Genomic DNA, 26,045 nt, shown 5'->3' with positions numbered 1-26,045 from the left:
CTGCCGAAACCATGCACATAACGCCTCGTTCGTGCAACATATCGATCACGATCCTGTTTTCCGGCGTCACCTGACTACCTACATAGGCCATGATATGGCTCCAGGGAATTCCGGCTTTTTCATATTCGAGCAAAGCTTCCTGCGTCTTGACGAAAGCTTCGAACATGAAATTCCTGTTTTTCCGGTAGTAGAAAAGTGCCTCTTCAGCATTGTGAACGGTAATCATCACATAAGCCTCGGCTCCCATTTCGGTAATGAGTCGGGCCGTCATTTCCTTCGGGACATCTTTTTCATCTAATATAAGAATGGTTTTTCCCTTTGCCCATCGGATCGCCTCTTCAAGTGTCGGGATTTGTGCATTGGTTTCATTTCCGTCGGCATCTTTCAGATAAAGTTTCTGCAATTCGCTCCAAGTATAATCGGCCACCTTCCCGGAGCCTGTAGTGGTCCTTGAAAGGCTGTCGTCATGAATAAGGATAATCACACTGTCTTGGGTCAGGCGGGGATCTACTTCGAAGGTTGCCGGCGTATTCCGTAATGTATTTTCAAAAGTTTCCAAACTATTTTCGGGAAAACCTTTTTCGTTTCCTCCCCGGTGTCCGCTGATTAAAGGAACAGCATCTTCGGCATATTCAAAATAGGAACGAAGTTCATCCGGAGTGGATATCTGAATTGTCTTCAGCTCATTCCCCAGCTCGCTTTTGGATTGGTTAAAGGCGCAGCTACTCATAAAGAGCAATCCGCATAGACTTATCATATGGATCCTCGTTTTCATTTCCGTTCATTTTTTATATATTCCGGGACAAAGTTAGGTCAAACGATCGAGATTCCGAATATAAAGCGGCAAACTAAATGTGTTAAGATTCCGCTTAGAAGATTTAGTATGCTGAATATGCATATTTTCACTACTGATTGCTCTCTATCAGCCATCGTACTAAATCTTTCAACCATTATTATTAGATAGGGAAGCCATAAAAAAGGAACACTAGTCAAAGAAAGACTTTGACTTATTCCCCTTCTTGGATAGAAGGGGACTGTTGCTAATATATATCTTTATTTTCTTGCCAAAAATAAAAAAGAAATCAACCATAAACAAATTTTTAGAGATATTTTTTTTCACAAACACTTCTCAATATTCTATCTTTCTAATAAAAAAAGAGTTCTATCAAATGTTTAGATATTTATAAATATTTTTTTTGTTATCCTATTGAAAAACAATAACAAAAAAAATGATTTAATGCAAGAATATTCCATCCTGTTTAAAAATTAGAATGGAGGCGCATTAAAATGTTCATTATGCATCCTTTTATCCTGGCATAAGGAATCTTTTCGGATTCGCGGTTTCCATTGCTGCCGGTCAATGCAATGATCCCGGTCATTCACCGTACCGATTATACATCCTCCACTTCTATCCAAGAAATACTCTTTTAGGTGAGATGTTGTAAGAACTGATAAGAAATTATCATGTGGAGGAGACCGCAAGATAGATAATTGTTAACCGTCTAATAATGAGAGCCATTAAAAGAAAAGTGCAGCTATCTGCCACGATGTTTATCCAGTATTTTATTCAAGGTCCCTGGTATGTCACAATAGATACTTACTTGGGATATGCCCTAAAGTTCACGGAAGTACAGATCGGCTTAGTTTATGGGACCGCCGCGTTTGCCCCTATCCATCTGCGTAACTCGCCACAGGGCTTAATTGCCTTTGCGACCTATGGGGTTGGAAATAACTGGGAACGCTGGTTACCGGTAATATAGTAAATATCAATACACACGAAGATGGATATAATTAGGTCTCTATCTTGATAATCCCGTTGACTATCATATCAATCACATTCATTGGATTCATAGGCCTTTTTAAGGAAAAGACAAACGGCAAATGACAAATAATCAATATATTATCTGTAAACCTTAAATTTAGAAACAATGTTATGATGCTAAAAAAATGTAAAAAGGAACAATGCTTGCCATTACGGCAAAAGCTATTGTTGGGCAGAATTCATATAAAGTGGATATTGCCGTTATGTATCCTTACCTTTTTATCTCTTTCGGCTTTTTCTGTAAAGGCAGAAATCATCCCGGTTCTGGAAAAACAACAAGGGGGTGCAACTGTCAAAGTAAAAGGAAAGGTTTCCGATGAGGGTGGAGATCCCTTGCCTGGTGCAACTGTTCAAATCAAAGGAAGTACCAGGGGAGTCATCACGGATGAGAATGGCGTGTTTGAATTTGACGACGTCCCTTTAAATGCTACACTGACCGTTTCTTTTATCGGGATGCAGCCTCTTGAGATTAATTACAAAGGACAGAAACAATTAGACATTGTTTTGCAGTACAAGGTCGATGAACTGCAAGAAGTGTCGGTTGTCGCTTTCGGGCGCCAAAAGAAAGAAAGCGTATTGGCCTCCATCAGTACAGTGAAACCAACGGAACTGAAGATACCGAGTAGTAACCTTACAACGGCTTTTGCCGGGCGTGTTGCCGGGCTGATTTCTTATCAACAAAGCGGAGAGCCGGGAAAAGACAATGCAAGCTTCTTTATCCGTGGAATCACAACCTTCGGCGCGGAATCCAAGAAAGACCCGTTGATATTAATCGATGGAGTCGAGCTGACAACGGAAGATCTGTCGCGCCTGAACACGGATGACATCTCCAGTTTCTCTATCATGAAAGATGCCACTGCTACTGCCTTATACGGCGCGCGGGGAGCCAATGGGGTAATTTCCGTAACGACGAAAGAAGGAAAAGAGGGGAAGGTGCAAGTCAATGTACGTTTGGAAAATTCGTTCTCATCCCCTACAAGAAAAATTGATATTGCAGATCCTGTAACCTTCATGAAAATGCATAATGAAGCAGTCAAAACTCGCGATCCTTTAGGCATACCGATCTATTCCCAGGAAAAAATCATTATGACCGAGCGCGGGCTTTATCCGGATATATTTCCCGCAAACGACTGGTATAAAACGATGTTTGACGATGTGACTATCAATCAAAGAGCCAATCTTAGCCTAAGTGGAGGAGGAACCGTTGCACGTTACTATGTCGCAGCAAATATAACTCAAGATAATGGTAATATGAAAGTCGACAGCCGCAATAATTTTAACTCAAACATCAGCTTGACAAAGTATAATGTCCGTTCGAATGTCAATGTCAATGTCACCAAAACGACCGAACTGATCCTTCGTATGAATGCGGCTTTTGATGAATATACAGGCCCTATTGACGGAGGCAGCGCCATGTATCAGAAAGTAATGCAGGCAAATCCGGTTTTTTTCAAACCCTATTATGAACCGGACGAGCAATTCGCCTATGCAAAGCATATTTTATTCGGAAACTTTGGTAATGCCGGTTATATTAATCCTTATGCAGAATCGCTAAAAGGATATCGGGACTACAGCAAAAACCAAATGTTAACTCAATTCGAGGTAAAACAAGACTTATCCATGATTACCGAAGGGTTAACAGCACGTGCAATGGTCAATATGAACCGTTATTCGGAATATACCGTAGACAGGCAGTATTTTCCATTCTATTATGATATTCAATCTTATGATTTAATGACGAACACCTATAAATTGCAGCGATTAAATCCGACAAGAGGAACTGAATATATAAATTATATCCCGGGGCAACGATATATTAATACCACATTTTACCTGGAAGCGGCAGCCGAATATAATAAACAGATTAATAGAGTGCATAATCTGAACGGACTTTTAGTCTATACGATGCGCAATGAAAAAAAAGGGATTGCCGACAATTTGCAACTGTCTCTTCCCAGTCGTAACATGGGAGTTTCAGGACGTTTGGCCTACAATTTTGATTCGCGCTACTTCGGGGAATTTAACTTTGGATACAATGGATCGGAGCGTTTCTCTAAAAATCGTCGTTTTGGCTTTTTCCCTTCTGTCGGGGCCGCTTGGATGCTGTCGAACGAGACGTTTTTTAAGCCAATAAAAAAGTATGTCACGCAATTTAAATTGAAAGCGACCTACGGCTTGGTCGGGAATGATGCCATTGGAAATGAATATGACCGGTTCTATTATCTTTCAGAAGTAAATATGAATGCAGGCAGGCTTGTAAACTGGGGAACCCAGCTTAATTATAATCCGTTAGGCATTAGTATTAACAGGTATGCAAATGACAAAATAGGATGGGAAACCGCCTATAAAACAAATATCGGTGTAGAAGTTGCCCTGTCGAATGGCATGTCGCTGAATGCAGATCTATTTAAAGAACGGAGAAAGAATATTTTGCTGACCCGTGTGATTCCCGCAACCATGGGGATTATACCGGATGTCAAGGCCAATTTGGGAGAAGCGGAAGGAAAAGGAATAGACTTGGAGTTCAACTATGAAAAAATTGTAAATAACGATTTATGGTTGACCGGTCGAGGTACTTTCACTTATGCCACCAGTAAAGCGATAGAGTGGGAAGAACCCGACTATTCCGAAACTCCCTGGCTATCCAGAGTCGGAAAATCATTAGCTCAAAACTGGGGTTATATTGCCGAACGTTTATTTGTCGATGATTTGGAAGTTGCCAATTCTCCAACCCAGTTCGGAACCTATCAAGCCGGAGATATTAAATATCGGGATATTAACGGGGATGGAAAAATATCAGCATTGGATAAAGTCCCAATCGGGTATCCGACAACACCGGAAATTAATTATGGTTTCGGATTGAGTGTAGGATATAAAGACATTGACGCCTCTTTTTTCTTTCAAGGCTCCGGGAGACAATCTTTTTGGATTGATCTTAAGAAAACGACTCCTTTCCTGGACGGAAATTCCGGAATAGTGGGTGAAGATGATGGCCTTATCGGACAAAATGCAATTATCCAGGCATTTGCCGATAGCTACTGGTCGGAGGACAATCCAAATCCTTATGCCCTTTGGCCCCGGCTTGCAAACTATGAAATCGCTAATAATCGGGAAACGAGTACTTGGTTTATGCAAGATGCCACTTTCCTTCGTCTGAAATCGGTTGAAGTGGGTTATACACTCCCTAAAACACTAACAAGAAAATTCTTTGTACAGAATTTACGTGTTTATTTAAGCGGAACCAACCTGCTTTGTTGGAGTCGATTTAAACTCTGGGATCCTGAAATGGCCGGAAACGGTTTAGGCTATCCGGTACAGCGGGTATTTAACATAGGACTTACAATTGGTTTATAATAAAAAGATATGCTATGAAATCAACTTTAAAATATCTATTGAGCCTGGTTATAGGAGTGTCTATCACATCCTGTGACTATTTGGATGTGGTTCCTGATAATATAGCTACATTAGATAATGCTTTTGCCGATCGATATACCACAGAACAATATTTAGCGACTTGCTACTGGGGACTACCCAAATCCGCAGGTTGGAATGAGAATCCGGGTATTTTCGGCGCATTGGAAATGGTTTTCAATAAAGAAGACCAAACGACAGGGGGAATGCAATTTGGGTTAGGCAATAATAGCCCTACTGCCAATTATATCGATTACTGGGGTGGGAAAGGAGATTATATCCGGTCTTTATATGCTGGTATCCGTGAGTGCAATACCTTCCTGGAAAATGTGGAAGGAGTCAAGGATCTGAATCAATATGAAAAAAACCGGATGATCGCCGAAGTAAAGTTAATAAAAGCGTACATGCATTTTTATCTGATTGCTTTCTACGGGCCGATAGCACCTTTAAGAGAAAGTACTCCCGTTAATGAATCAACATCAGGTGTACGTGTTACACGTGAGAAAATAGACGATTGCTTCGCTTATACTCTTGAACTTTTAGATGAAGTTATTCAGAGTGATGCGTTACCTTTATTTATCCAGGCAACTTCCACGCAACTGGGACGGTTTACCAAAGCTGCCGCTTACGCAATAAAAGCTAAAGTACTGATGTATTGGGCAAGTCCTTTGTTTAATGGCAATACGGATTATAATAGTTTTTTGAATCATGAAGGAGAGCCGTTCTTTAATCAAGTTTATGACCCAAGCCGGTGGGAAAAGGCGGCCGCAGCCTGCAAAGAGGCTATCGATATCAGTGAACAATCCGGAATCCGCCTTTATCAAATATCCGATTATATTACTTCTAAACCAATCTCCGACTCAACTCGCTTGGTAAATACACTGCGAAGCAGTGTCAGTGAACGGTGGAATGTAGAACTAATCTGGGGAAATTCTTCTTATCCTGTTAATTCAGGATTACAGTCTCCCTGTTTACCACGTTTCGAACAGGGGACATCCTCATCATCCACGGGTAAAATGAGCGTTAGTTTAGCAACTGTAGAAACGTTCTATTCCAAAAATGGAGTTCCCATCGAAGAGGATGTGGCTTATGATTATGCCAATCGATACAATCTCCGGACAGGAGATGTCACACATCGCTATTATATACAACAAGGCGAACAAACCGCAGCATTAAATTTCGATCGCGAACCGAGATTTTACTCTACTTTAGGATTTGACCGTGGCAAATGGTGGGGAAATTCATATCGAAATGAACCGGATAATGATATCGACGCCTTATACCCAAAGAATCGATTCGGCGAATTTTCTTCTGTTTTTAACCCGGGTGATTATAACGCAACAGGCTATTGGCCGAAAAAATTAGTGTCGATGAATACACAATTTAGAGATGCAAATAGTATATCCTGGGAAACTTTTCCTTTTCCCGATATACGACTGTCTGATATATACCTTTTCTATGCCGAGGCGTTAAATGAAATGAAAAGCTCCCCTGACGCAGAAGTCTATGAATACATTGATTTGGTTAGGGAAAGAGCCGGGCTGAAGGGAGTCGTTGAAAGTTGGAAGCAATATTCAAATAATCCGGATAAACCCACAACGAAAGCCGGAATGCGCCAAATCATTCAACAGGAACGTAAAATAGAGCTGGCTTGTGAAGGACATTATTATTGGGATAGCCATCGTTGGAAGACGGCTCAACGTGAACAAAATCGACTGATACGGGGATGGAACGTTTCTTCTTCCGATGTTAATGAATATTACACGGTTACGACTCTTTATGTACAGAAATTCACATACAGGGATTACTTTGCTCCCATTCCTGAATATGATATAGTCAATAACCCGTTGTTAATCCAAAATCCAGGTTGGTGATTTTGTATTAAATTTTAAAAACAAGGCAAATATGAAACGAATATTATATTTAATTCTAATAACAGTCCTCTTTTCCTGTGAGGAAAAGAAACTTGAACCTATCAGCACAAGCTTGGGAAAACCGGGAAAAGTAACGGATGTAACTGTCGAATCGGCACCGGGAGGAGCGGTATTGAAGTATCGTATCCCCAATTCGGAAGATATCCTTGGCGTGAAAGTATCTTATACATTGACAAATGGGAAAAGACATGAAGTAAGCGCTTCTTTTTACGATGAGAAACTGGAAATTGTCGGATATAATGATACGTTGGAACACCAAGCTGAGATTTATGTATTCAATAGGGCGCAAGAACTTTCCGACCCTGTGACCGTTTCCTTCACGCCGACCGAATCAGCTTTAAGCAAAGTGAATAAGTCGGTAAAAATCATGAGTGATTTCGGAGGAGCACAATTTCGTTGGATAAACGAATTAAATGCGCCGATTAACTTTGAATTTCTTGCCGCCGATTCTACCGGACAAATGGTAACAAGACGTATTATTGCTTCGGAAGCAGATTCTATGCAGCAGACAATACGTGGATTCGAACCGATACCTCGAAAGTTTGGCGTGATATTAAGCGATCGTTGGGAAAATTACTCCGATACAATTTTTCCCGCAGGTAATGGCACCGTTACTCCTTTATATGAGGAAAAATTAGCCAAGGATAAGATGTCCATTATGAAATTGGGAAATGATGCAAGCTATACGAATTGGGAAGGTATGGATAATTATTTGATTGACGATGATCCTGAAACATTCGGTCACTCGGCGAATTCATCTCTTCCGGCGCCTTTTACCATTGATTTAGGAGTAACGGCCAAATTAAGCCGGATTGTCATGACTCAGCGGTTCTATGGTGACCAATATTATAACTGGGGAAATCCTAAAACATTTGAAGTATATGGTATTGATAAGAGACCTTCTCAAAACGGGGATTGGAGCGAATGGACTAAATTACTGGATTGTGAAATCATAAAACCTTCAGGGCTTCCTGTTGGAACAGTCTCAGATGAAGATCTTACCGCTGCAGAAGAGGGACATGAATTTGTCTTTCCTTTGGAAACTCCTCCCATGAGATATATTCGCGTTAAGATTTTATCCACTTGGGGAGGTACAACGTTCACTCATCCGGCAGAAATAGATGTTTATGGAGAAGCGGAAAAAGAATAGTAATAACATGAAAACATATTGGATAATGAAAAAAGTATATAATTATATCTTTGTTCTTTCTGCATTCTTCTCTTTTGTCTCTTGCGACAATTTTATGGATGTGCATGAAGAATATATTAAAGGAGGGGAGATTATTTATGCTCCCAAGACGGATTCCGTGCTGTTTGTTGCTGGAAAAGGAAGGGTTATGTTTTATTTTTGGTTGTATAATTCACCTAACGTTAAAACCGTAAATCTATATTGGAACGCAGGACAGGATTCATTAATTACACCGGTCTCCCCTTCTACAGGTTTGGACAGTATGAATGTACTCATTCCGAATTTGCCGGAAGGCTCCTATACATTTAATGTTAAAACCACGGATAGTTTTGGGCATAACTCTCTTTTTGTTACAGGATTTGGGAATTCGTATGGCGATTTCTTTCAAAATTCCATTAGTAACCGACGCATTAGAGATGTCGGACTGACTGATGAAGGAGGCCAGATTTCATGGTTTACCTCTTTAGAAGGAATGGTACGTACGGAAGTTCGATATCTGACGAATGACGGAGACCAAAAGATTATCAGTGCATCAAGCGATGAAACCGTTATTACTTGTCCAAATGCAAAAGCCGGTTCTTCTTTTGAATATCGTTCCCTATTTATCCCGGAAGAACAATCTATTGATACGTTTTCCGTGGAGTGGACACAATATGATGTTCCCTTTCCTTCCATTTATCAATACAATCGAAACAATTGGAGTGTTTTGGAAGTCTCCGATGAGACCGCAAGCGACGGCGGAGGTAAAAATACATTGATCGATGGAAAGCTGGATACCTGGTGGCATTCAAACTACTCAGGAGGAAATGCGCCGCTTCCTCATTGGGCGATAATCGATATGGTTTCTTCTAAAAAGATCTGCCGTGTTGATATTTATCGTCGTCCGGGAAACAGGGATGCCAAAACGGCCCAATTATTCGTCGGCCCGGATTCTGATCCCGATTCAAATAAATGGATAAAAATAGGGGAAGGCATTTTTCCAAGCGATGCTGATAATGTAAAGATTGAAATACCAGATTCCCAGTCGACTTTAAAGGGACGCTATCTTAAATTACTTTTACCTGACAGCAATAGAGAACCCTTTATTAGTATTGCTGAAATTTATTTGTACGGAAATTAATTTGATTATCATTTCTAAAACTAAAAAAGGTACATTAACAGTACCTTTTTTAGTTTTAGAAAATTCTTTTTATTACACAATATCCTTCTCCATAGTAAAGTTTCTAAGCCAATAGCAGTTATACTGGATCAATCTTAAAAGTCGGTTGGTAAATTTTCGAGAGATACCTTAATCTATGCGAAATTTAGAGTGAACAAAATTGAGTGCACTGGATGGATCAATTGAGTATATTGAATACAAAAATTGAGTATACTCAATTGAACATTCGAGTATACTCATTTATTCAGCATAATTCATTTTTTTTTTGCTTCCAACGGGGTTTTGGAATTTATCCATTATACTCCACTTTCATTCTATTTAAAATATTTTCTAAAATGCTGAAAATGTACTCTTCTTATGTGCCCAAGAGTATTATTTATACAGAAAAAAGCCACTTCTCTTTCAGAAGCGGAAATATGTTAACATTGCTTATAACGTCGGTAAAAATAAAAAAGAATTTAATCCCAAGCAAATATTTAAACAGAATATTTTTCAAAAAAAAATCTGATATTATATTGTAGATCTTAATAAAGAATAAGTTCTATCAGATGTTCGTATATTTATAAATTGTATAATCTTCATTTTCCAGAGAAACACATACATAGGAGACGCTTCAGTAAAAAAGGATATGATCTGTTTTGAAAATCCTTGTTTTCCAATACCAAATTTCTTTATTCATACCTAGTTTTTAAATAATAAAGATGAATACCGTTCTGTATAATTAACCTCTTTTTAGAACGCAGAGCCATCACTCTTTGGAGCTTTTTATACGGTTAGAACAAAAAAGCTCCTGTACAAATATCTCTCTATTTAATACATTTTCCGCTTCTGAAAGAGAAGAGGAGATGCTAGTTTAAGTGAGATGTTGTAAAAACGAATAAGAAACTGTTATATGGGGAAGTCCCCAGAACAGATATTTTGTTAATCATCTAATAGTGAAAACCATTCAAAGAAAAGTGCAGCTATCTGCCATGATGTTTATCCAGTACTTCATTCAAGGATCCTGGTATGTCACAATGGGTACTTATTTGGGATATACCCTTAAATTCACGGGAGTACAGATCGGTTTGGCGTATGGAACTGCAGCAATTGCTTCCATGATCTCTCCATTTTTCATCGGAATGATTGCCGATCGTTTCTTCTCACCCAACCGGGTGCTCGCCTTTTTAAATTTTTCAGGTGCCGCGTTATTATTTTGGATTTCAACGATTCAGAATTTTTCACTCTTTTTCCCTATTTTATTTGTTTACACAATTTGTTTCATGCCCACAATGGCATTGACAAACTCTATTTCTTTCGCCAATCTGAAAGATCCCGGAAAAGAATTTTCCCGTATACGCCTGTTAGGCTCTATCGGTTGGATTATTTCAGGAATATTAGTCAGCGCACTAAAAATAGAGCATCTGCCCCAACCCTTTGTCATTGGAGGCATTATGTCGGCGATCGGCGGAATATTTGCTTTATTCCTTCCGTATAAAGCTCCGGAAAAGATAAAGGATAAAGTTTCCATTGGGAAAATGCTGGGACTGGATGCCTTAAGTTTGATGAAGGAACGCTCCTTTTCCTTATTGCTTTTGTTTTCGGCCATGGCATGTATTCCGCTTGCATTCTATGACTCTTTTACGAATCTGTTTTTGAACACTTCAGGTTATACGAATGCGGCAGCAGCGATGAGCACGGGGCAGGTGGCAGAAATTATATTCCTCTTCACGTTCCCGTTCTTCTTTTCCAAACTACATTATAAAGGAAGTATCGGCGTGGCGATCTTCGCCTGGTTCATGCTTTACGGGCTTTTCACGTTAGGAGCATTAACCGGCATAAAACCTCTTGTCTATATGGCATTACCTATACACGGATTCTGTTTCACCTTCTTTTTTGTCGCAGGACAGCTTTATGTAGACGAGAGAGCACCTAACTATCTGCGAAACTCGGCACAGGGATTGATTGCCTTTGCCACGTATGGCGTCGGGAAATATCTCGGGACGCTGATTGCCGGCAATGTCGTTAATATTAATACGCACGAAGGAGGATACAATTGGGTTTCTATTTGGATAATCCCATTGATTATCATAATAATCACATTCGTTGGATTTATGAGTCTTTTTAAAGAAGAGAAAAAGAATATATAAAAGAAATTTGTTTAACCTCTAAATATAGCCGCCTATGATATAATTTATTATTTATCAACACAATAATGTTTCCTAGTCTAATAATTTTTAAATATCTAATCGTAAGAATATGATAAAAACTATTTTTTCAAAACCCACAAGAAAAAAACTGTCCTCTTGCCTTTTTATTATTTATTCTTTGTTGCTGTTATTTTGCTTTTCATCACTAAAAGCCCAACAAAATATCGGGATACAAGGTAAGATTGTGGACGAGAGAGGAGAACCGCTCATTGGAGTAAATGTTACCATTAAAGGGACGACGCTTGGGACCATATCTGACTTAGATGGGCTCTTTAAATTACAAGCACCTGATTCGCAAAGCACTATTGTATTTTCCTTTGTCGGTTACAATACAATCGAATTGCCTATAGGATCACAAAGAGAGTTTCGCGTAACGATGAAAGAGAACACTCAAAGTCTGGAAGAAGTGGTTGTCGTCGGTTACGGTGTGCAGAAAAAAGAAACTGTTACAGGGTCTGTATCTACCGTAAAAGGAAATGAACTGCTAAAATCGCCGGTAGCAAATTTATCAAATGCCATTGGAGGACGGCTATCCGGGGTCGTAACAATGCAACGTTCCGGAGAACCCGGATATGACGGAGCAACCATCCGTATTCGTGGTTCGAACACATTAGGAAATAATGATCCTTTAATTGTAATCGATGGAGTAGCTGCCCGTTCGGGTGGATTGGAACGTTTGGATCCGAATGAGATCGAAAGCATGTCGGTTTTGAAAGATGCTTCCGCAGCTATTTACGGTGCTCGTGCAGCAAATGGGGTCATATTGATCACGACAAAAAAAGGAAGGGTCGCGAATCGGCCACAGGTTAGTTATTCTTTCAATCAGGGTTGGGGACGTCCGACAATGCTACCCAAAATGTCTGATGCTGCCGAGTATGCGCAGTTACGTAATGAATTAATTGTCAATGATGCAATGAAGAATCCCGCTACTGGCGAGCCGTCTACTCCGCCAGCTCCTTGGAAGACTGAGGAGGAGATTGCTAAATACCGGGATGGATCAGATCCTTGGCGGTATCCGAATACGGACTGGTTTGATGCCACTTTCAAAGATTGGTCTCCGCAGAATAAACATAATGTGACATTAGAAGGAGGTACGGAGAACATTAATTACTTTACGACATTCGGCTACCTCTATCAAGACGGGTTATACCGCAATTCTGCGAATAATTACAAACAGTTTAACTTACGAACCAATCTGGATGCTAAAGTAAATGACTACATAAACATCAGCGTAAATCTAATGGCGCGACAAGAAAACAGAAGTTTTCCTGCCGGTGGTGGAGCCGGAGATATCCTTTGGTTCGTTGCAAGAGGTCGTCCAACCGATCCGGCTTACTGGCCAAATGGATTGCCCGGCCCGGCACAGGAATACGGACGAAATCCGGTTGTCGCTGTGACAAACCAAACGGGATATGATAAGGACAAACGCTATTACGTCCAATCCAATGCAAAAGTTGATATAACTCAACCATGGATCAAAGGATTAAAATTATCGGCCACCGTTTCGTACGATAAAATGTTGAGAAATCAAAAACGCTTTTTCCAACCCTGGTACTTATATACATGGGATAACATCAGCATGGAAGCAGACGGAGTCACACCTAAATTAGAAAAAGCGCTGAGTTATCCGAGTCATGCCGATCCGGATTTAACAATGCATTCCGAAGACCAGACTAATATGGTTTTAGGCGCCATTCTTTCTTATGACAACAAATTTGGAGACCATGCCATCACGGTCTTGGCAGGTACGGAAAAAGACAAAGCTGATAATGCTTATTTTCAAGCTTTTCGCAGGTACTTCTTATCTACAGCAATCCAGCTTTTCGATGCTGGAGGCGACAAGGAAAAGAATGCCCGTAGCCTTAGCAATGATAACTGGAATAATAACTGGGATCGCGCCCGTTTAAATTATTTCGGACGTTTTGCATATAACTACCAGGAAAAGTATCTGGCTGAATTTGTATGGCGTTATGACGCCTCCTATATGTTTCCGGAAGATAGCCGTTACGGCTTTTTCCCAGGAGTTTTATTGGGATATCGTATTTCGGAAGAACCTTTCTGGAAAGAGAATATCGGCTTCATGAACTATTTTAAAATCCGTGGTTCTTGGGGGCAAATGGGTAATGACCAAGTGTATTTTAACGACAGGCTTCAGGAATTCCAATACTTACCGACTTATTACTACGAATGGGGATATATCATAGACAATGAGGATGTCAAGGGACTTCGGGTAAGTCGTCTTCCGAACGATAAGATTACATGGGAAGTTGCCAATAATTATAATATCGGTATTGAAGGACAGACATTAAATAATCGATTAAGCTTCGAAGCCGATTATTTCTTCAATAAACGATCTAAGATATTATGGAGACGAAATGCCTCTATCCCGCAAACAGCCGGACTAACGCTTCCTGCCGAGAACATTGGTAAGGTCAATAACACAGGATTTGATTTCAAAGTGGACTGGAGTGACGAGATTGCTAAGGATTTCAGATACAATCTTTCCTTAAGCGGAGGCTATGCAAAAAATACAATCAAGTATTGGGATGAAGCGGCAGGTTCTCCTGAATGGCAGAAATCGACCGGGCATCCGATGAGTACGGATCTTTATTATGTATTCGACGGCGTGTTTAAAGATTGGGACGAAATCAATGATAAGGCAAACCGTCCTAATTACGACGGTATCACTAATGATGCAGGATTACAGCCGGGAGATATGAAATTTAAAGACATCGATGGAGATAAACAAATTACACCCGACGATAGAAAAAGATTTGATAAGAATAATCAGCCAAGATGGACATTTGGATTGAATTCGTTTTTCCAATGGAAGAATTTTGATTTAAGCATATTATTCCAGGGAGCAGCTTATTCTTGGACAAAACTTTATTTAGATTCCGGAGATATAGGTAATTACCTAAAGGATATTTATGACCACCACTGGTCGGTTGAAAATCCGACAGATAAGTACCCACGTGTTCATGCACGCGGTAAATATTATTGGGATAGTGGTACGGGGGCTAATAATACCTATTGGATGGTAAATACGGATTATATCCGATTAAAGAATATAGAACTCGGGTATTCCATACCTAAGCATCTCGTGTCGCAAAGTGAATTCTTCTCTTCCGCACGAGTATATGTAAGTGCACTTAATCTTTTCACATTGACTTCTTCCAAGAATCTGGATCCGGAAAGTACGAGTGCAAACGCAACGAATTATCCACAATCCAAAGTGATAAATGTAGGTGTCTCTTTAACATTCTAAAAGAATAAAAGATTATGAAACAATTAAATATAATATATATACTACTGGCATCTCTGTTGATAAGCAGTTGCAGCGATGATTTTCTTAACATAAAGCCGCAGAAGGAAATTACGGCAGATGATTTGTGGAAAGAAAGCAGTTTGGCTGAAGCTTATATGTATGATATCTACTTTACTTTCCAAGATGCCGGATTTACGGAAGAACTCCAAGCTTCGGCATGCGACGAATCTTTATTTACACACGGACGTGAGTTTCGGGAAACAAACTCCGGGGCGGTAACGGATGTAAATCTCGGATGGTTTGGAAAGACTCAAAGTGGACACCAATGGGAACGGCTATATAAGAACATTCGCTCTTGCAATGACTTTATAGAAAATATAGACGATGCGACTTTCGATGAAAAATATAAAATACAATTAAAAGGAGAAGCTTATTTCCTTCGCGCCTATTTTTATCATCGCTTGACAAGAGCTTTTGGCGGAATTCCTATGGTGTTGAAATTAACTCAATTGGGAGAGGATGATTATACAATTGCCCGCTCTTCATACACAGATTGCATCGACCAGATTCTTTCAGACATAGATAATGCGGCAGAGTATTTAAAAGACAGAACATTCTCCAATACCCAAAAAGGGCGAGCCACTTTAGCGGCAGTTTTAGCTTTGAAGGCACGTGTATTGACTGATGCAGCTAGCGATTTACATGATGAAGCCACTGCAACAAGCAAATCTTCTCTGCTTAGTTCGTATGGCAATAAAGAATTACTGTTTTATACCAAAGGTACCAGACAAGATCGTTGGAACGCAGCAAAAAACGCAGCAAAAGCCTTAATGGATAATCCAATGGGGCACGCATTGTCTACTTATGGCGGAGATGGGCTTTCCGTTGAAGAGAAGGCGGAAGCAATCTGGAAGTTCTTCCTTTCAGACAATGAAGAGTCCATATTTTCCCGCTATTTTATTGATACGAAAGATGAGAGTGGAACGAAAATGCCTGTTTTCAACGGGCCCAGCGGATATCACGCATGGGGAGGTAACACACCCATTCAGGAATTTGTAGATGATTATCTGATTGCAGATGGAAGTAAATTTGACTGGAATAATCCGGAACACAAGGCGCATCCGTATAAAAACAGAGAACCGCGTTTCTATGCCAATATCATGTATGACGGCATGCAATGGATCCAACGCCCGAGCGATTATGCAGTAACAGATCCCTACGGAATGATTCAAACGGGCTATTATCAAACCGATCCGGCACAGACAAAAAGAGATCAATATTTTCCGGGAATGGATACACGTACTGGCGGTGGTGAAAACTGGAACGCAACTTATACGGGATATTACTTAAAAAAATACATTAATCCGGCCGACGGAGATCATAGAAATAAGATTAATGCTGTTTTTCCTTTTATCCGGTTTACGGAAGTCGTTATGAATTATGTCGAAGCTTGCATTGAGCTAAATGAACTGGCCGAGGCCAAAAAGTATTTGAATATTCTCCGCAACCGGGTAGGACTTCCGTCCGTAGATCAGGTAAATGACCAAAGTGAATTACGCAGAATCTATCAACGGGAGCGTCGTGTTGAGCTTTGTTATGAAGAGCAGCGTTACTGGGATATCCGTCGATGGATGATTGCTCCACAGCAGGCAGGAATCACCGGAGTGCACGGCATTGATGTTGTGGCAACTCTAAAGCCCGGTGTAGGTAAACAAGAACGTTATGTATACGATGAAAGTAAATGGGACTATACCTATACGGTTATTTCATTATCGGGTCAGGAAGCACGTACATGGTTGGATAAAAACTATTTCCTCCCGATTCATCGGGACGAAATGAACCGGAATGACAAACTGATACAAAACCCCGGATATACTACTAAATCCGAATAGTATAATAAAAAATTGAGTGCACCGATTGAAAAGATTGAGTGCACTCAATTTGCAATTTCAGTTAACTTTTTTCCTTTCAATTGATTTTTACCCTGCAGAATGTATTAATTAATCTTTTGTCATTTAAGAAAAAAGGTCTAACTTTGGGATTGATTTCTTTTTAATTAAAAACCTATTTAAATCTAACATGAAAAACAGAAAACTACGGATGGGAATGGTCGGCGGAGGAAGTGACGCCTTTATCGGGGCTGTACATCGTCGGGCCGCTTTTATGGATAATGAGATCGAATTGGTTTGCGGATGTTTTAGTGTGAACCCGGAAATATCTCTTAGTTCGGGACGTTCTTACTACCTGCCTGATAATCGTATTTATGCATCTTATAGGGAAATGTTCGAGCGCGAAATTGCTTTGCCGAAAGAGGAACGGATGGATTTCGTGACCATCGTCACACCAAATAAATGGCATTTCGAACCGGCTATGCTGGCGTTGGAAAACGGATTTCATGTCGTTATTGATAAGCCGATGACTTTCTCGCTGGAAGAGGCCAAACTTCTGAAAAAGAAAGTGGAGGAGACCGGACTGACACTGGCCCTGACCCATGTCTATTCAGGCTATCCCGCCGTAAAAGAAGCAAAAGAGCGGGTTGCCCGGGGTGATCTGGGTAAAATACGGCGTGTCTTTGTGGAATATTCCCAGGGATGGCTTTCGCAACGGATAGAATTGCAGGGAGGAAATAACGCCGGATGGCGTACCGACCCGAAACGTTCCGGCAAGGCAGGTTGTGTGGGAGATATCGGAACCCATGCCTGGCATCTGAGCGAATATATCCTGGGATTAAAAGTTACCGAACTGAGCGCCGAACTGAGCGCCTTTGTACCCGGCCGGCCGATTGATGACGACGGAGCGGCTTTTCTGCATTACGAGAACGACGTGAAAGGCGTACTGATGTCTACACAGATTGCCACGGGCGAGGAGAACAATATCAGGATCCGCATTTATGGTGAAAAGGGAGGACTGGAATGGCGGCAGATGGAACCGAATACCCTGTATGCAAAATGGCTGGACCGCCCAACAGAAGAAATCCGCATGGGAAATAATTTTCCCGCATTAAGCGATCTCGCCAAGTGGAACACTCGCGTTCCCGGAGGACATCCCGAAGGCTTTATCGAATCATTCGCCAATATTTATCGTAATTTTGCATTGACGGTCAAAGCGCGGTCAAACGGCGAAACACCCAAACCGGAATGGCTGGACTTCCCAACCGTTGAAGATGGAGTGAGAGGTATGCAATTTGTGGAAACCATGGTCGCTTCCGGATATGACAACGAACGGAAATGGCAAAAATGGATCGAATAAAAACAAGGACCGGGGATTTATTAAGATAACGAAACAATATTAAGATAATTTTCACGGCAGAGCCCTTCCGTTTGTTTATTTTTGTTAAAACAAAAAGAATAAGCCTGCTTTGAATAAAATAATATCCTATTTTTATTGCCTGTTACTAATCCACTAATTAATTATATTTTCTGTAAGTGTCAGAACAATGAATAACTACCACCGATCTTCTCACGAAAAAAAGCGCTTCTACAAACGCAAATCATTCCTTCTATTCTTAGGCGTGTTTATAGGCATCATTCTTGTGGCTGCCGTATATCAAACGTCCGTCTATTTTTCTACAGATAAATCCTGCATGATGTGCCATGTCCATCCCCATGCCGAAGACAGTTGGAGACTATCCAGCCATGTCAACAACGGTAGCGGAGTCAAGGTGCATTGTGTCGATTGCCACCTGCCCCCGAAGAACGATACATGGGCCCATTATACGGCGAAAGCCAAACTGGGGATCAAAGATGTTTGGGGCTACCTGACAAAAGACAGTGCGGATTTCGATTGGGAGCAAAAATCGGAATTGGAACATGCCATCCGCTACATTCCGAACGCATCCTGCAAGGAATGCCACCAGAACCTGTTTCCTGAAGGAATCAACAACGATGGAGTCACAGCGCATTTGTATTATGAGGAGAACGAAAAGAAACTGGATCTTCAATGTATCAGTTGCCACCTGGATGTAGGACACCATAACCCGAATTATTCCCACGGGAAAATGACGGGCATTCCGGGGCTCAATACGGCTTCGACAATGGTAGATACAAGTAAGTTCTTCAAAGACACCGTCCGGGTTACCGAATTCAAGAACTTTACGGAACAGATATACGGAACGGCCGTTTCTTTCAATATGATCGCCATTCCGGGCGGTACTTTTCAGATGGGAAGCGACAGCAAAGAGCCTTTCCATAAAGAGGATGAAGCGCCGGTACGGAAGGTGACGGTCAGCCCGTTCTTTATGGCGGAAGTGGAAGTTACATGGGATCAGTTCTGGGCATTCTACGGCAATACGATGAGCGAAGGACGTACTCCCCCGGAAGAAGTCTATGCCAACAACAGCAATCCGAATGTCGATGCGATATCGGGCCCTACCCCTCCGTTCGGCTTCCCGGATCAGGGATGGGGAGGAGGAGACCGCCCGGCCATCACGATGACACATTACGCAGCGGAAACTTTTTGCCAATGGCTCTCAAAGAAAACAGGAAAGAAATATCGTCTGCCGACCGAAGCGGAATGGGAATATGCAGCCCGTGGAGGTACGGAAACGCCTTATTTCTTTGCCGGCAACCCGAAAGATTTCTCGGATGAAGGTTTTTGGCGCAAGTTCTTTTCCGCAAAAACCGAACCGATCGGAGAATATGTCATTTATAATAAGAACAGCAAAAACCGGACGCAGGAACCTTCAGCAGTTAAAGCGAATCCGTTCGGATTAAAGAATATGCTGGGGAATGTTATGGAATATTGTGCGGATAAATATAGTCCGGATGCCTATTCCAAGACCGGAACGGAGGTGAAAGATCCGTTAAATACGGAAGGGACCGAATGGGTGGTTCGCGGGGGTAATTATACCTCCGATGCGTCGCAGGTACGCACTGCCGTACGTGATTACACCAAACATGAAGCTTGGCTAAAGACAGATCCTCAGCAACCCAAGAGCATTTGGTGGTATTCCGACATCCGCGGCATCGGATTCCGGGTCATTTGCGAGCCGGATCCTTCCATAGGAGCTAAATAAACTATCTAATTGTTATTATATCATGAAAAAAGAAAACAGTATTAGTAGAAGATCTTTTCTAAAGAACTCAGCTTTAGTAGGTGCTGCAGGTATGATTGGTACCGGTGGAGCAGCATCAGTGTTAACCTCTTGCGGCGGCGGAGAAAAAGGCGGCGCAAACAAACCGTTGAAAGAACCGGGCAGCTATTATGTACCCGAACTTACGGATGTAGCTATCGACGGCCAGGAACTGAAAGCAGGCGTTATCGGTTGCGGTGGACGCGGTTCAGGCGCAGCATTTAATTTTCTGAATGCAGCCAAAGGAGTAACTATTGTCGCTTTAGGCGATACGTTCCAGGATAAAGTGGACGGATTGGCAAAAAAGCTGAAAGACGAGAAAAACATCGATATCCCCGAAGACAAACGTTTTGTCGGATTGGATGCCTATAAACAGGTGATCGACAGCGGAGTAGACGTGATTATCGACGCTACACCTCCTTTCTTCCGCTCTTCTCATTTCCAGTACGCAGTGGAAAAAGGAAAGCATGCCTTCCTGGAAAAACCGATCTGTGTGGATCCGGCAGGTTACCGGACGATTATGGCAGCTTCCAAACAAGCGGCGGCCAAAGGGCTTTGTGTCGTAACCGGTACGCAGCGCCACCACCAACGCAGCTATGTAGAGTCTTATAAGAAAGTAATGGAAGGCTTGATCGGTGAAATCACCGGAGGTATTGTTTATTGGAATCAAAATATGCTTTGGTATCGCGAACGTCAGGCCGGGTGGAGTGATTGCGAATGGATGATTCGTGACTGGGTAAACTGGAAATGGCTTTCAGGCGATCATATCGTAGAACAACACGTACACAATATCGATGTCTTCACTTGGTTCAGCGGATTGAAACCGGTAAAAGCTGTTGGTTTCGGTTCTCGTCAACGCCGTCTGACGGGTGACCAATACGATAATTTCAGTGTGGATATCACAATGGAAAATGGAATTCATGTTCAGAGCATGTGCCGCCAGATAGATGGCTGTACCAATAATGTAAGTGAATTCATCCAGGGCACAAAAGGAAGCTGGAATAGCGCCACGATGGAGATTAAGGATTTGGCCGGTAATGTGATATGGAAATATGATGGTGAAGCGGAAAAAGCAAACTTCAAACAAACAGATCCTTATACATTGGAACATGTAAACTGGATTACCCATATCCGTTCCAAAAAACCGATTATGCAATCGGAAGAAACGGCCGTATCTAATATGATCGCTATTATGGGGCGTGAGTCAGCTTATACCGGCACAGAATCCACCTGGGAAGCGATGACTGCTTCTCCGCTTGATTATACACCGAAAGATCTGAACTTAGGAAAGATGGATATGAGCTCCTTTGTGGTTCCGGTGCCCGGAAAACCGATAGATAAAAAATAAAGAACTTATGAATTTAGATAGAAGAACTTTTTTGAAAGCTTCAATGGGTACCGCAGCGATGGCAACATTCGCTGCGGTTGCACCGGCTTGTGCCGGAAATGCATCTGCTCCGGCTAAGAAAGAGAACAAAGACCTGGAACTAAAGCTTTCGTTCCAGGAAGGGATCGCACCCGGTGAATCCCTGACCGAAAAGCTTGACTTCATGGAGAAATTAGGTATCGTGGGATTCGAACCCGGCGGACGCGGATTAGGCGCCCGGGTCAACGAATTGCAACAGGCTTTAAAAGGACGCAAGATCAAAATCAGCGCCATCTGTGCCGGTTTTAGCGGATTTATCCTTTCTGAGAAAGAAGAAACGCGGAAAGAATGCATCGACACAATGAAAGAAATCTTAGCGGCAGCCGGTGAACTCGGATCCGTAGGCGTTATCATTGTGCCGGCCTTTAATAGCCAGGTTCCTGCGAAGCCTCATACGCAAGCAACCCGCGATTTCCTTTGCGAACAGTTCAACGAATTGGGAAACTTTGCCGTGGAACATCATACGACCGTGATTTTCGAACCGTTGAACCGCAAGGAGGCTTTTTATTTGCGCCAGGTAGCCGATGCAGCTTCCATCTGCAGGGATATCAATAATCCGGGCGTAAAATGCATGGGTGACTTCTGGCATATGACGTGGGAAGAAACTAACGATATGGGAGCCTTCCTCTCCGCCGGAAAAGAATACCTGCAACACGTACATATCGCCAGCCGCAAGCGGCGTAGCATGCCGGGCGAAGACGGCGAAGCGGATAATTACGTTACCGGATTCAAGGGACTGAAAATGATCGGTTACGATAAATATGTAAGTTTTGAGTGCGGATGCCAAGGCGACCGGAAGGTAGTTGTTCCTGCAGCTGTCGAATTATTGCGCAAGCAATGGAAAGAAGCCTGAGATGTCGTTAGTCTATCCGAAAATGCAATTGAGTGAGGTGGTGGAAGAACATCCCTCACTCATTCCTGTCATTAACCGCTTCGGAATCCGGTTGGGCCTCGGAGACAAGTCGGTTCAGTTTATCTGTGAGAAACAGGCATTGGATCCGGATTTCTTTTTGACCATGATCAACACCTTTCTAAATGAAGATTATTTTCCGGAAAAGAAATTGCAGAGTTTCCACACCTCTCTCCTTGTCGATTACCTGACCCAAACCAATCACTATTACCAACGTTCCCAACTGCCCAACATAGAGCGCCATCTGAATTATTTCATTTCGATGAGTACGCCTGAAAACAGTTCGCTGAAGGTGATCCGCAAGTTCTTTTACTCCTTCAAAGACGAATTGTTGAAACGCATCGCGAAAGACGAAAAGATCTGGTTTCCCTATTGCCTTTCGTTAAGCGAAAAATTGAAAGATATAACCCTTCCGGTTTTCCACAAAGAAGAGGAAGGCAAAACGGAAGATCCGATAGAAGCGCTATTGGCAGACTTGAAAAGCATCATGATTAAGCACCTGACAGGCGAATATGATGAAAATCTATGCTACGCCGTTATTGTAAGCATCAATACCCTTGAAAAAGATATCCGCCAGCACAACCGCATACGCTACCGGATACTGGAGCCGATTGTTTGGGGAATGGAGCATAGCTGAATAAAATGACTCACCGGTATAAAAATATAGCCATCATTCTATCTGACACCCTGCAAAGAATCGGGCTCCGTTGCTTGTTGCTGGATTATTTCTCCCCGATAGAGATCACCGCTTTTCCCGGATTCGACGACTTCTGCAAAGTAGAGGAAGATTCGTTCGACTTCTATTTTACCCAGCCCGATATCTTTATTTGTAATGCCGACTACTTCCTTCCCAAGCGAAACAAAACAATTCTTTTACTGAACGATAGCAGCTCCGCTCTCCCTCCGCCGGGGCAGGGATTCCATTCTTTACCGCTGAAGGCTTCACAGGAAGTGATTCTGGAACAGCTTCAGCATCTGTTCGCCTCCACAATCAATCACACTCCCAATGAAGGGAACAGGGAACTTTCTTCCCGTGAAATAGATGTCCTTCAACTTATTGTCAAAGGAATTACCAACAAGGAAATTGCGGATAAACTGAATATCAGCCTGAACACCGTCCTGACCCATCGTAAGAACATCACCTCCAAGCTGGGCATTAAAACAGTACCCGGACTGACCTTTTACGCCATCATGAACGGCCTGATTTCAGGCGACGAGATAGAGTTGTAAAAAATCACTATATATAGCGATTGCCCTCTCAATGGCTTATACGTTCCTTTGTAATAGTATAAGCCAATAAATCTCATGAAAACGAAAAATCTATTTTCTCTATTTCTCTGTTTAAGTGTTCTATTCCACTTCACCTTTCTCCATGCAGAAAACAATACACCGAACGACTCAATCAAGACTTACTCTTTAAGCGAGGTATTAGTCGTTTTCTCTCCCAAAGAGACCAATAAGCTGCAGACTTTACCCGGTTCCGTCTCCTTCCTTTCGTCCCAGATCATCTCGGAAAGGCATATCTCGGCTTTGAAAGACCTCAGTTCTTTCATCCCCAACTTTTATATTCCGGATTATGGGGCCAAGCTGACTTCGGCGGTTTATATCCGCGGCATCGGCGCCCGGAGCAGTGGCCAATCCGTCGGTCTCTACGTTGACAACGTCCCCTATCTGGACAAAAGCACTTTCGACTTCGAACTGACCGATATCAAGTACATTGAAGTCCTTCGCGGCCCCCAGGGTACGCTTTACGGAAGGAATGCGATGGGCGGAATCGTAAACATACAAACTCTTTCCCCTTTTGAATACCAGGGAACCAAAGCGTCCGTTTCCGGAGGAAACCAGGGGCAATGGAAGATCAAGGCCTCTCACTTCGGCAAGATCAGCCAAACGGCCGCCTTTTTGGCCAGTGCCTACTATAACCGCCAAAACGGATTTTTCAAGAATTGGACCGAAGGGAAAGAAGATGAACGCATCGATTCGGAGGAATCGGCCGGAGGACGTCTGAAACTCAGCTTACGCCCTACCTCCAGTTTCAGCGCCTCCTATTCGCTTCAAGCGGATTATACCGACCAGGGCGCCTTCCCTTATGGCTTGTATAACCTCGAAACCGGGCAGATTGCCCCGATCCAAATAAACGATCCCTCCTCCTATCGGCGCCTGATGATCGGCAACCACTTCCAATTGGAGTATAAGGCCGAGCCTTTCACGCTGACCAGTACGACCGGCTATCAGTTTATGAAAGACAAAATGAAGATGGATCAAGACTTTTCTCCACTCTCTATCTTTATCCTGCACCAAAAGCAGCGGCAGAATGCTTACAGCGAGGAAGTCACTATCAAAAGTCATGCGGAAAGGAATTATAAATGGTCTTTCGGGGCTTACGGATTTTATGACGACCTACACATCGAAGGGCCGGTTACATTCAAGGAAGATGGCGTCGAAAAAGTACTTCAACCCGTATTTGACCGGCTGAATGAAGCTTATCCCCAAATGCCGGTACGACTGCAGATTACGGATAAGGAACTGTATATCCCCGGAAACTTCGCGACCCCTTCCTATGGCGTGGCACTATTCCACCAATCGACCTATGACAACCTTTTCACCGAAAGACTTTCGCTGACGGCCGGAATCCGAGCCGATTATGAAAAGCAGAAGATGAATTACGATTCGGAGGCAAAGATGAATATGAAAGCAATCTTCATTACGACTGGTAGGGAAATGGATATCAGCCAGATGTACGAAGCGTCGGCAATGAACGAGCGGCTTTCGCAGGACTTCTGGCAGATACTTCCCAAGGTTTCCCTGAAATACGAATGTACCCCCCGTACATTCACTTACCTTTCCGCCTCCAAAGGCTATAAGGCGGGAGGATACAACGTCCAGATGTCCGCCGACTTGATGCAGGGCCGTATGCAATACGATATGATGAAAGCTTTTGAGAAGATGATCGGAACCGCAGTTCCCGAGCCGCCCTCAGCACAGGAAATTATCTCCTACAAACCCGAAACCAGTTGGAACTATGAACTGGGCACCCGGAGCGAACTGATGGAAAACCGGATGCAGGCGGAATTGACTTTCTTCTATATGGATGTAAAGGATTTACAGATTACCCGCTTCGTAAACAGCGGCAACGGACGGATCCTGGCCAATGCCGGAAAGGCGGAAAGCTACGGTACGGAATTTACCTTGCGTACTTTAATCTCCGATGAACTGTCCGCTGATGTGAATTATGGCTATACACACGCCACGTTCCGGAATTACAACAACGGGAAGGAAGACTTCAAAGGGCGCTTTATCCCTTACGCCCCCCGACACACTTTCAGCCTCGGCTTGCAATATACCAAATTGTTCCGGGATGCATGGATCGACCAGTTCACGATCTCCCAGCAATACAACGGCGCCGGAAAGATCTTCTGGACAGAGCAAAACACGATCTCCCAATCCTATTACGGAACACTGAACGCTAAGATCGGAGTGCGGAAAGGAAAACTGCGGCTAGATCTTTGGGGGCGTAATCTGACCAATACCGATTATGCCGCCTTCTATTTCGAATCATTCGGCAATCCTTTCATACAGAAAGGAAAGCCGGCACAGTTCGGAGCGGAGCTTTCCGTTGCTTTCTAATCCCCTTCCTGACACCAAGAACGATGAAGCATGGACATA

At 42.5% G+C, this 26,045-nt stretch carries 16 protein-coding genes; 15 read left to right on the top strand and 1 reads right to left on the bottom strand.

The window, feature by feature from the left end:
- Positions 1-775: glycerophosphodiester phosphodiesterase family protein (locus BQ8014_RS02745; protein WP_080903024.1), on the bottom strand; the 775-nt coding region annotated here is incomplete at its 3' end.
- Positions 776-1,529: 754 nt separating this feature from the next.
- On the opposite strand from BQ8014_RS02745, the gene BQ8014_RS02740 reads away from it, so the two are divergent.
- From BQ8014_RS02740 to BQ8014_RS02665, 15 genes are all read left to right on the top strand, one after another.
- Entirely contained in the window at positions 1,530-1,760 is a 231-nt protein-coding gene (locus BQ8014_RS02740) for a hypothetical protein (protein ID WP_160150018.1), read from the top strand.
- Between the two features lie 173 nt (positions 1,761-1,933).
- Positions 1,934-5,176 carry a SusC/RagA family TonB-linked outer membrane protein gene (locus tag BQ8014_RS02735; RefSeq protein WP_080903022.1) on the top strand — a complete coding sequence of 1,081 codons (3,243 nt, stop codon included), beginning with the start codon at positions 1,934-1,936 and terminating at the stop codon, positions 5,174-5,176.
- A gap of 14 nt (positions 5,177-5,190) precedes the next feature.
- Positions 5,191-7,107, top strand: coding sequence for a RagB/SusD family nutrient uptake outer membrane protein (locus BQ8014_RS02730; RefSeq protein ID WP_080903021.1), 1,917 nt, complete (start codon positions 5,191-5,193; stop codon positions 7,105-7,107).
- A gap of 31 nt (positions 7,108-7,138) precedes the next feature.
- Positions 7,139-8,317, top strand: coding sequence for a DUF5000 domain-containing lipoprotein (locus BQ8014_RS02725; RefSeq protein ID WP_080903020.1), 1,179 nt, complete (start codon positions 7,139-7,141; stop codon positions 8,315-8,317).
- A 25-nt stretch (positions 8,318-8,342) separates the two neighbouring features.
- Positions 8,343-9,476, top strand: coding sequence for a DUF4998 domain-containing protein (locus BQ8014_RS02720; protein WP_080905773.1), 1,134 nt, complete (start codon positions 8,343-8,345; stop codon positions 9,474-9,476).
- Positions 9,477-10,450: 974 nt separating this feature from the next.
- The gene (locus tag BQ8014_RS02710; RefSeq protein WP_234997964.1) at positions 10,451-11,644 is read left to right on the top strand and encodes an MFS transporter; all 1,194 of its coding nucleotides are present in this window, start codon (positions 10,451-10,453) and stop codon (positions 11,642-11,644) included.
- Between the two features lie 109 nt (positions 11,645-11,753).
- Positions 11,754-14,972, top strand: a complete 3,219-nt coding sequence (locus tag BQ8014_RS02705; protein WP_080903017.1) for a SusC/RagA family TonB-linked outer membrane protein — start codon at positions 11,754-11,756, stop codon at positions 14,970-14,972.
- A gap of 14 nt (positions 14,973-14,986) precedes the next feature.
- Positions 14,987-16,864 (top strand): RagB/SusD family nutrient uptake outer membrane protein, encoded by a 1,878-nt coding sequence (locus tag BQ8014_RS02700; RefSeq protein ID WP_080903016.1) that lies wholly within the window; start codon positions 14,987-14,989, stop codon positions 16,862-16,864.
- A 187-nt stretch (positions 16,865-17,051) separates the two neighbouring features.
- Positions 17,052-18,221 (top strand): Gfo/Idh/MocA family protein, encoded by a 1,170-nt coding sequence (locus BQ8014_RS02695; protein WP_080903015.1) that lies wholly within the window; start codon positions 17,052-17,054, stop codon positions 18,219-18,221.
- Positions 18,222-18,408: 187 nt separating this feature from the next.
- Positions 18,409-19,986 carry an SUMF1/EgtB/PvdO family nonheme iron enzyme gene (locus BQ8014_RS02690; RefSeq protein ID WP_080903014.1) on the top strand — a complete coding sequence of 526 codons (1,578 nt, stop codon included), beginning with the start codon at positions 18,409-18,411 and terminating at the stop codon, positions 19,984-19,986.
- Between the two features lie 22 nt (positions 19,987-20,008).
- Positions 20,009-21,391, top strand: coding sequence for a Gfo/Idh/MocA family oxidoreductase (locus BQ8014_RS02685; RefSeq protein ID WP_080903013.1), 1,383 nt, complete (start codon positions 20,009-20,011; stop codon positions 21,389-21,391).
- Positions 21,392-21,449: 58 nt separating this feature from the next.
- Positions 21,450-22,322, top strand: a complete 873-nt coding sequence (locus tag BQ8014_RS02680; protein WP_369808821.1) for a sugar phosphate isomerase/epimerase family protein — start codon at positions 21,450-21,452, stop codon at positions 22,320-22,322.
- A gap of 22 nt (positions 22,323-22,344) precedes the next feature.
- The gene (locus BQ8014_RS02675; RefSeq protein ID WP_080905772.1) at positions 22,345-23,016 is read left to right on the top strand and encodes a helix-turn-helix transcriptional regulator; all 672 of its coding nucleotides are present in this window, start codon (positions 22,345-22,347) and stop codon (positions 23,014-23,016) included.
- A gap of 5 nt (positions 23,017-23,021) precedes the next feature.
- Positions 23,022-23,609, top strand: a complete 588-nt coding sequence (locus tag BQ8014_RS02670) for a response regulator transcription factor (RefSeq protein ID WP_080903011.1) — start codon at positions 23,022-23,024, stop codon at positions 23,607-23,609.
- Between the two features lie 75 nt (positions 23,610-23,684).
- Entirely contained in the window at positions 23,685-26,006 is a 2,322-nt protein-coding gene (locus tag BQ8014_RS02665; RefSeq protein WP_080903010.1) for a TonB-dependent receptor, read from the top strand.
- The last annotated feature ends 39 nt before the right edge of the window (positions 26,007-26,045 follow it).

Origin of the sequence: Parabacteroides sp. Marseille-P3160 (genome assembly GCF_900162725.1) — a bacterium.
Classification (GTDB): Bacteria; Bacteroidota; Bacteroidia; order Bacteroidales; family Tannerellaceae; genus Marseille-P3160.
The sequence above is the reverse complement of the archived record's forward strand: the minus strand, read 5'-3'. Positions and strand labels throughout refer to the sequence as shown.

Bases quoted from the DNA above. Each gene is read 5' to 3' on its own strand.
- BQ8014_RS02735 (WP_080903022.1), top strand. From the start codon at position 1,934: ATGATGCTAAAAAAATGTAAAAAGGAACAATGCTTGCCATTACGGCAA.
- BQ8014_RS02730 (WP_080903021.1), top strand. From the start codon at position 5,191: ATGAAATCAACTTTAAAATATCTATTGAGCCTGGTTATAGGAGTGTCT.
- BQ8014_RS02725 (WP_080903020.1), top strand. From the start codon at position 7,139: ATGAAACGAATATTATATTTAATTCTAATAACAGTCCTCTTTTCCTGT.
- BQ8014_RS02720 (WP_080905773.1), top strand. From the start codon at position 8,343: ATGAAAAAAGTATATAATTATATCTTTGTTCTTTCTGCATTCTTCTCT.
- BQ8014_RS02705 (WP_080903017.1), top strand. From the start codon at position 11,754: ATGATAAAAACTATTTTTTCAAAACCCACAAGAAAAAAACTGTCCTCT.
- BQ8014_RS02700 (WP_080903016.1), top strand. From the start codon at position 14,987: ATGAAACAATTAAATATAATATATATACTACTGGCATCTCTGTTGATA.
- BQ8014_RS02695 (WP_080903015.1), top strand. From the start codon at position 17,052: ATGAAAAACAGAAAACTACGGATGGGAATGGTCGGCGGAGGAAGTGAC.
- BQ8014_RS02690 (WP_080903014.1), top strand. From the start codon at position 18,409: ATGAATAACTACCACCGATCTTCTCACGAAAAAAAGCGCTTCTACAAA.
- BQ8014_RS02685 (WP_080903013.1), top strand. From the start codon at position 20,009: ATGAAAAAAGAAAACAGTATTAGTAGAAGATCTTTTCTAAAGAACTCA.
- BQ8014_RS02680 (WP_369808821.1), top strand. From the start codon at position 21,450: ATGGCAACATTCGCTGCGGTTGCACCGGCTTGTGCCGGAAATGCATCT.
- BQ8014_RS02675 (WP_080905772.1), top strand. From the start codon at position 22,345: ATGCAATTGAGTGAGGTGGTGGAAGAACATCCCTCACTCATTCCTGTC.
- BQ8014_RS02670 (WP_080903011.1), top strand. From the start codon at position 23,022: ATGACTCACCGGTATAAAAATATAGCCATCATTCTATCTGACACCCTG.
- BQ8014_RS02665 (WP_080903010.1), top strand. From the start codon at position 23,685: ATGAAAACGAAAAATCTATTTTCTCTATTTCTCTGTTTAAGTGTTCTA.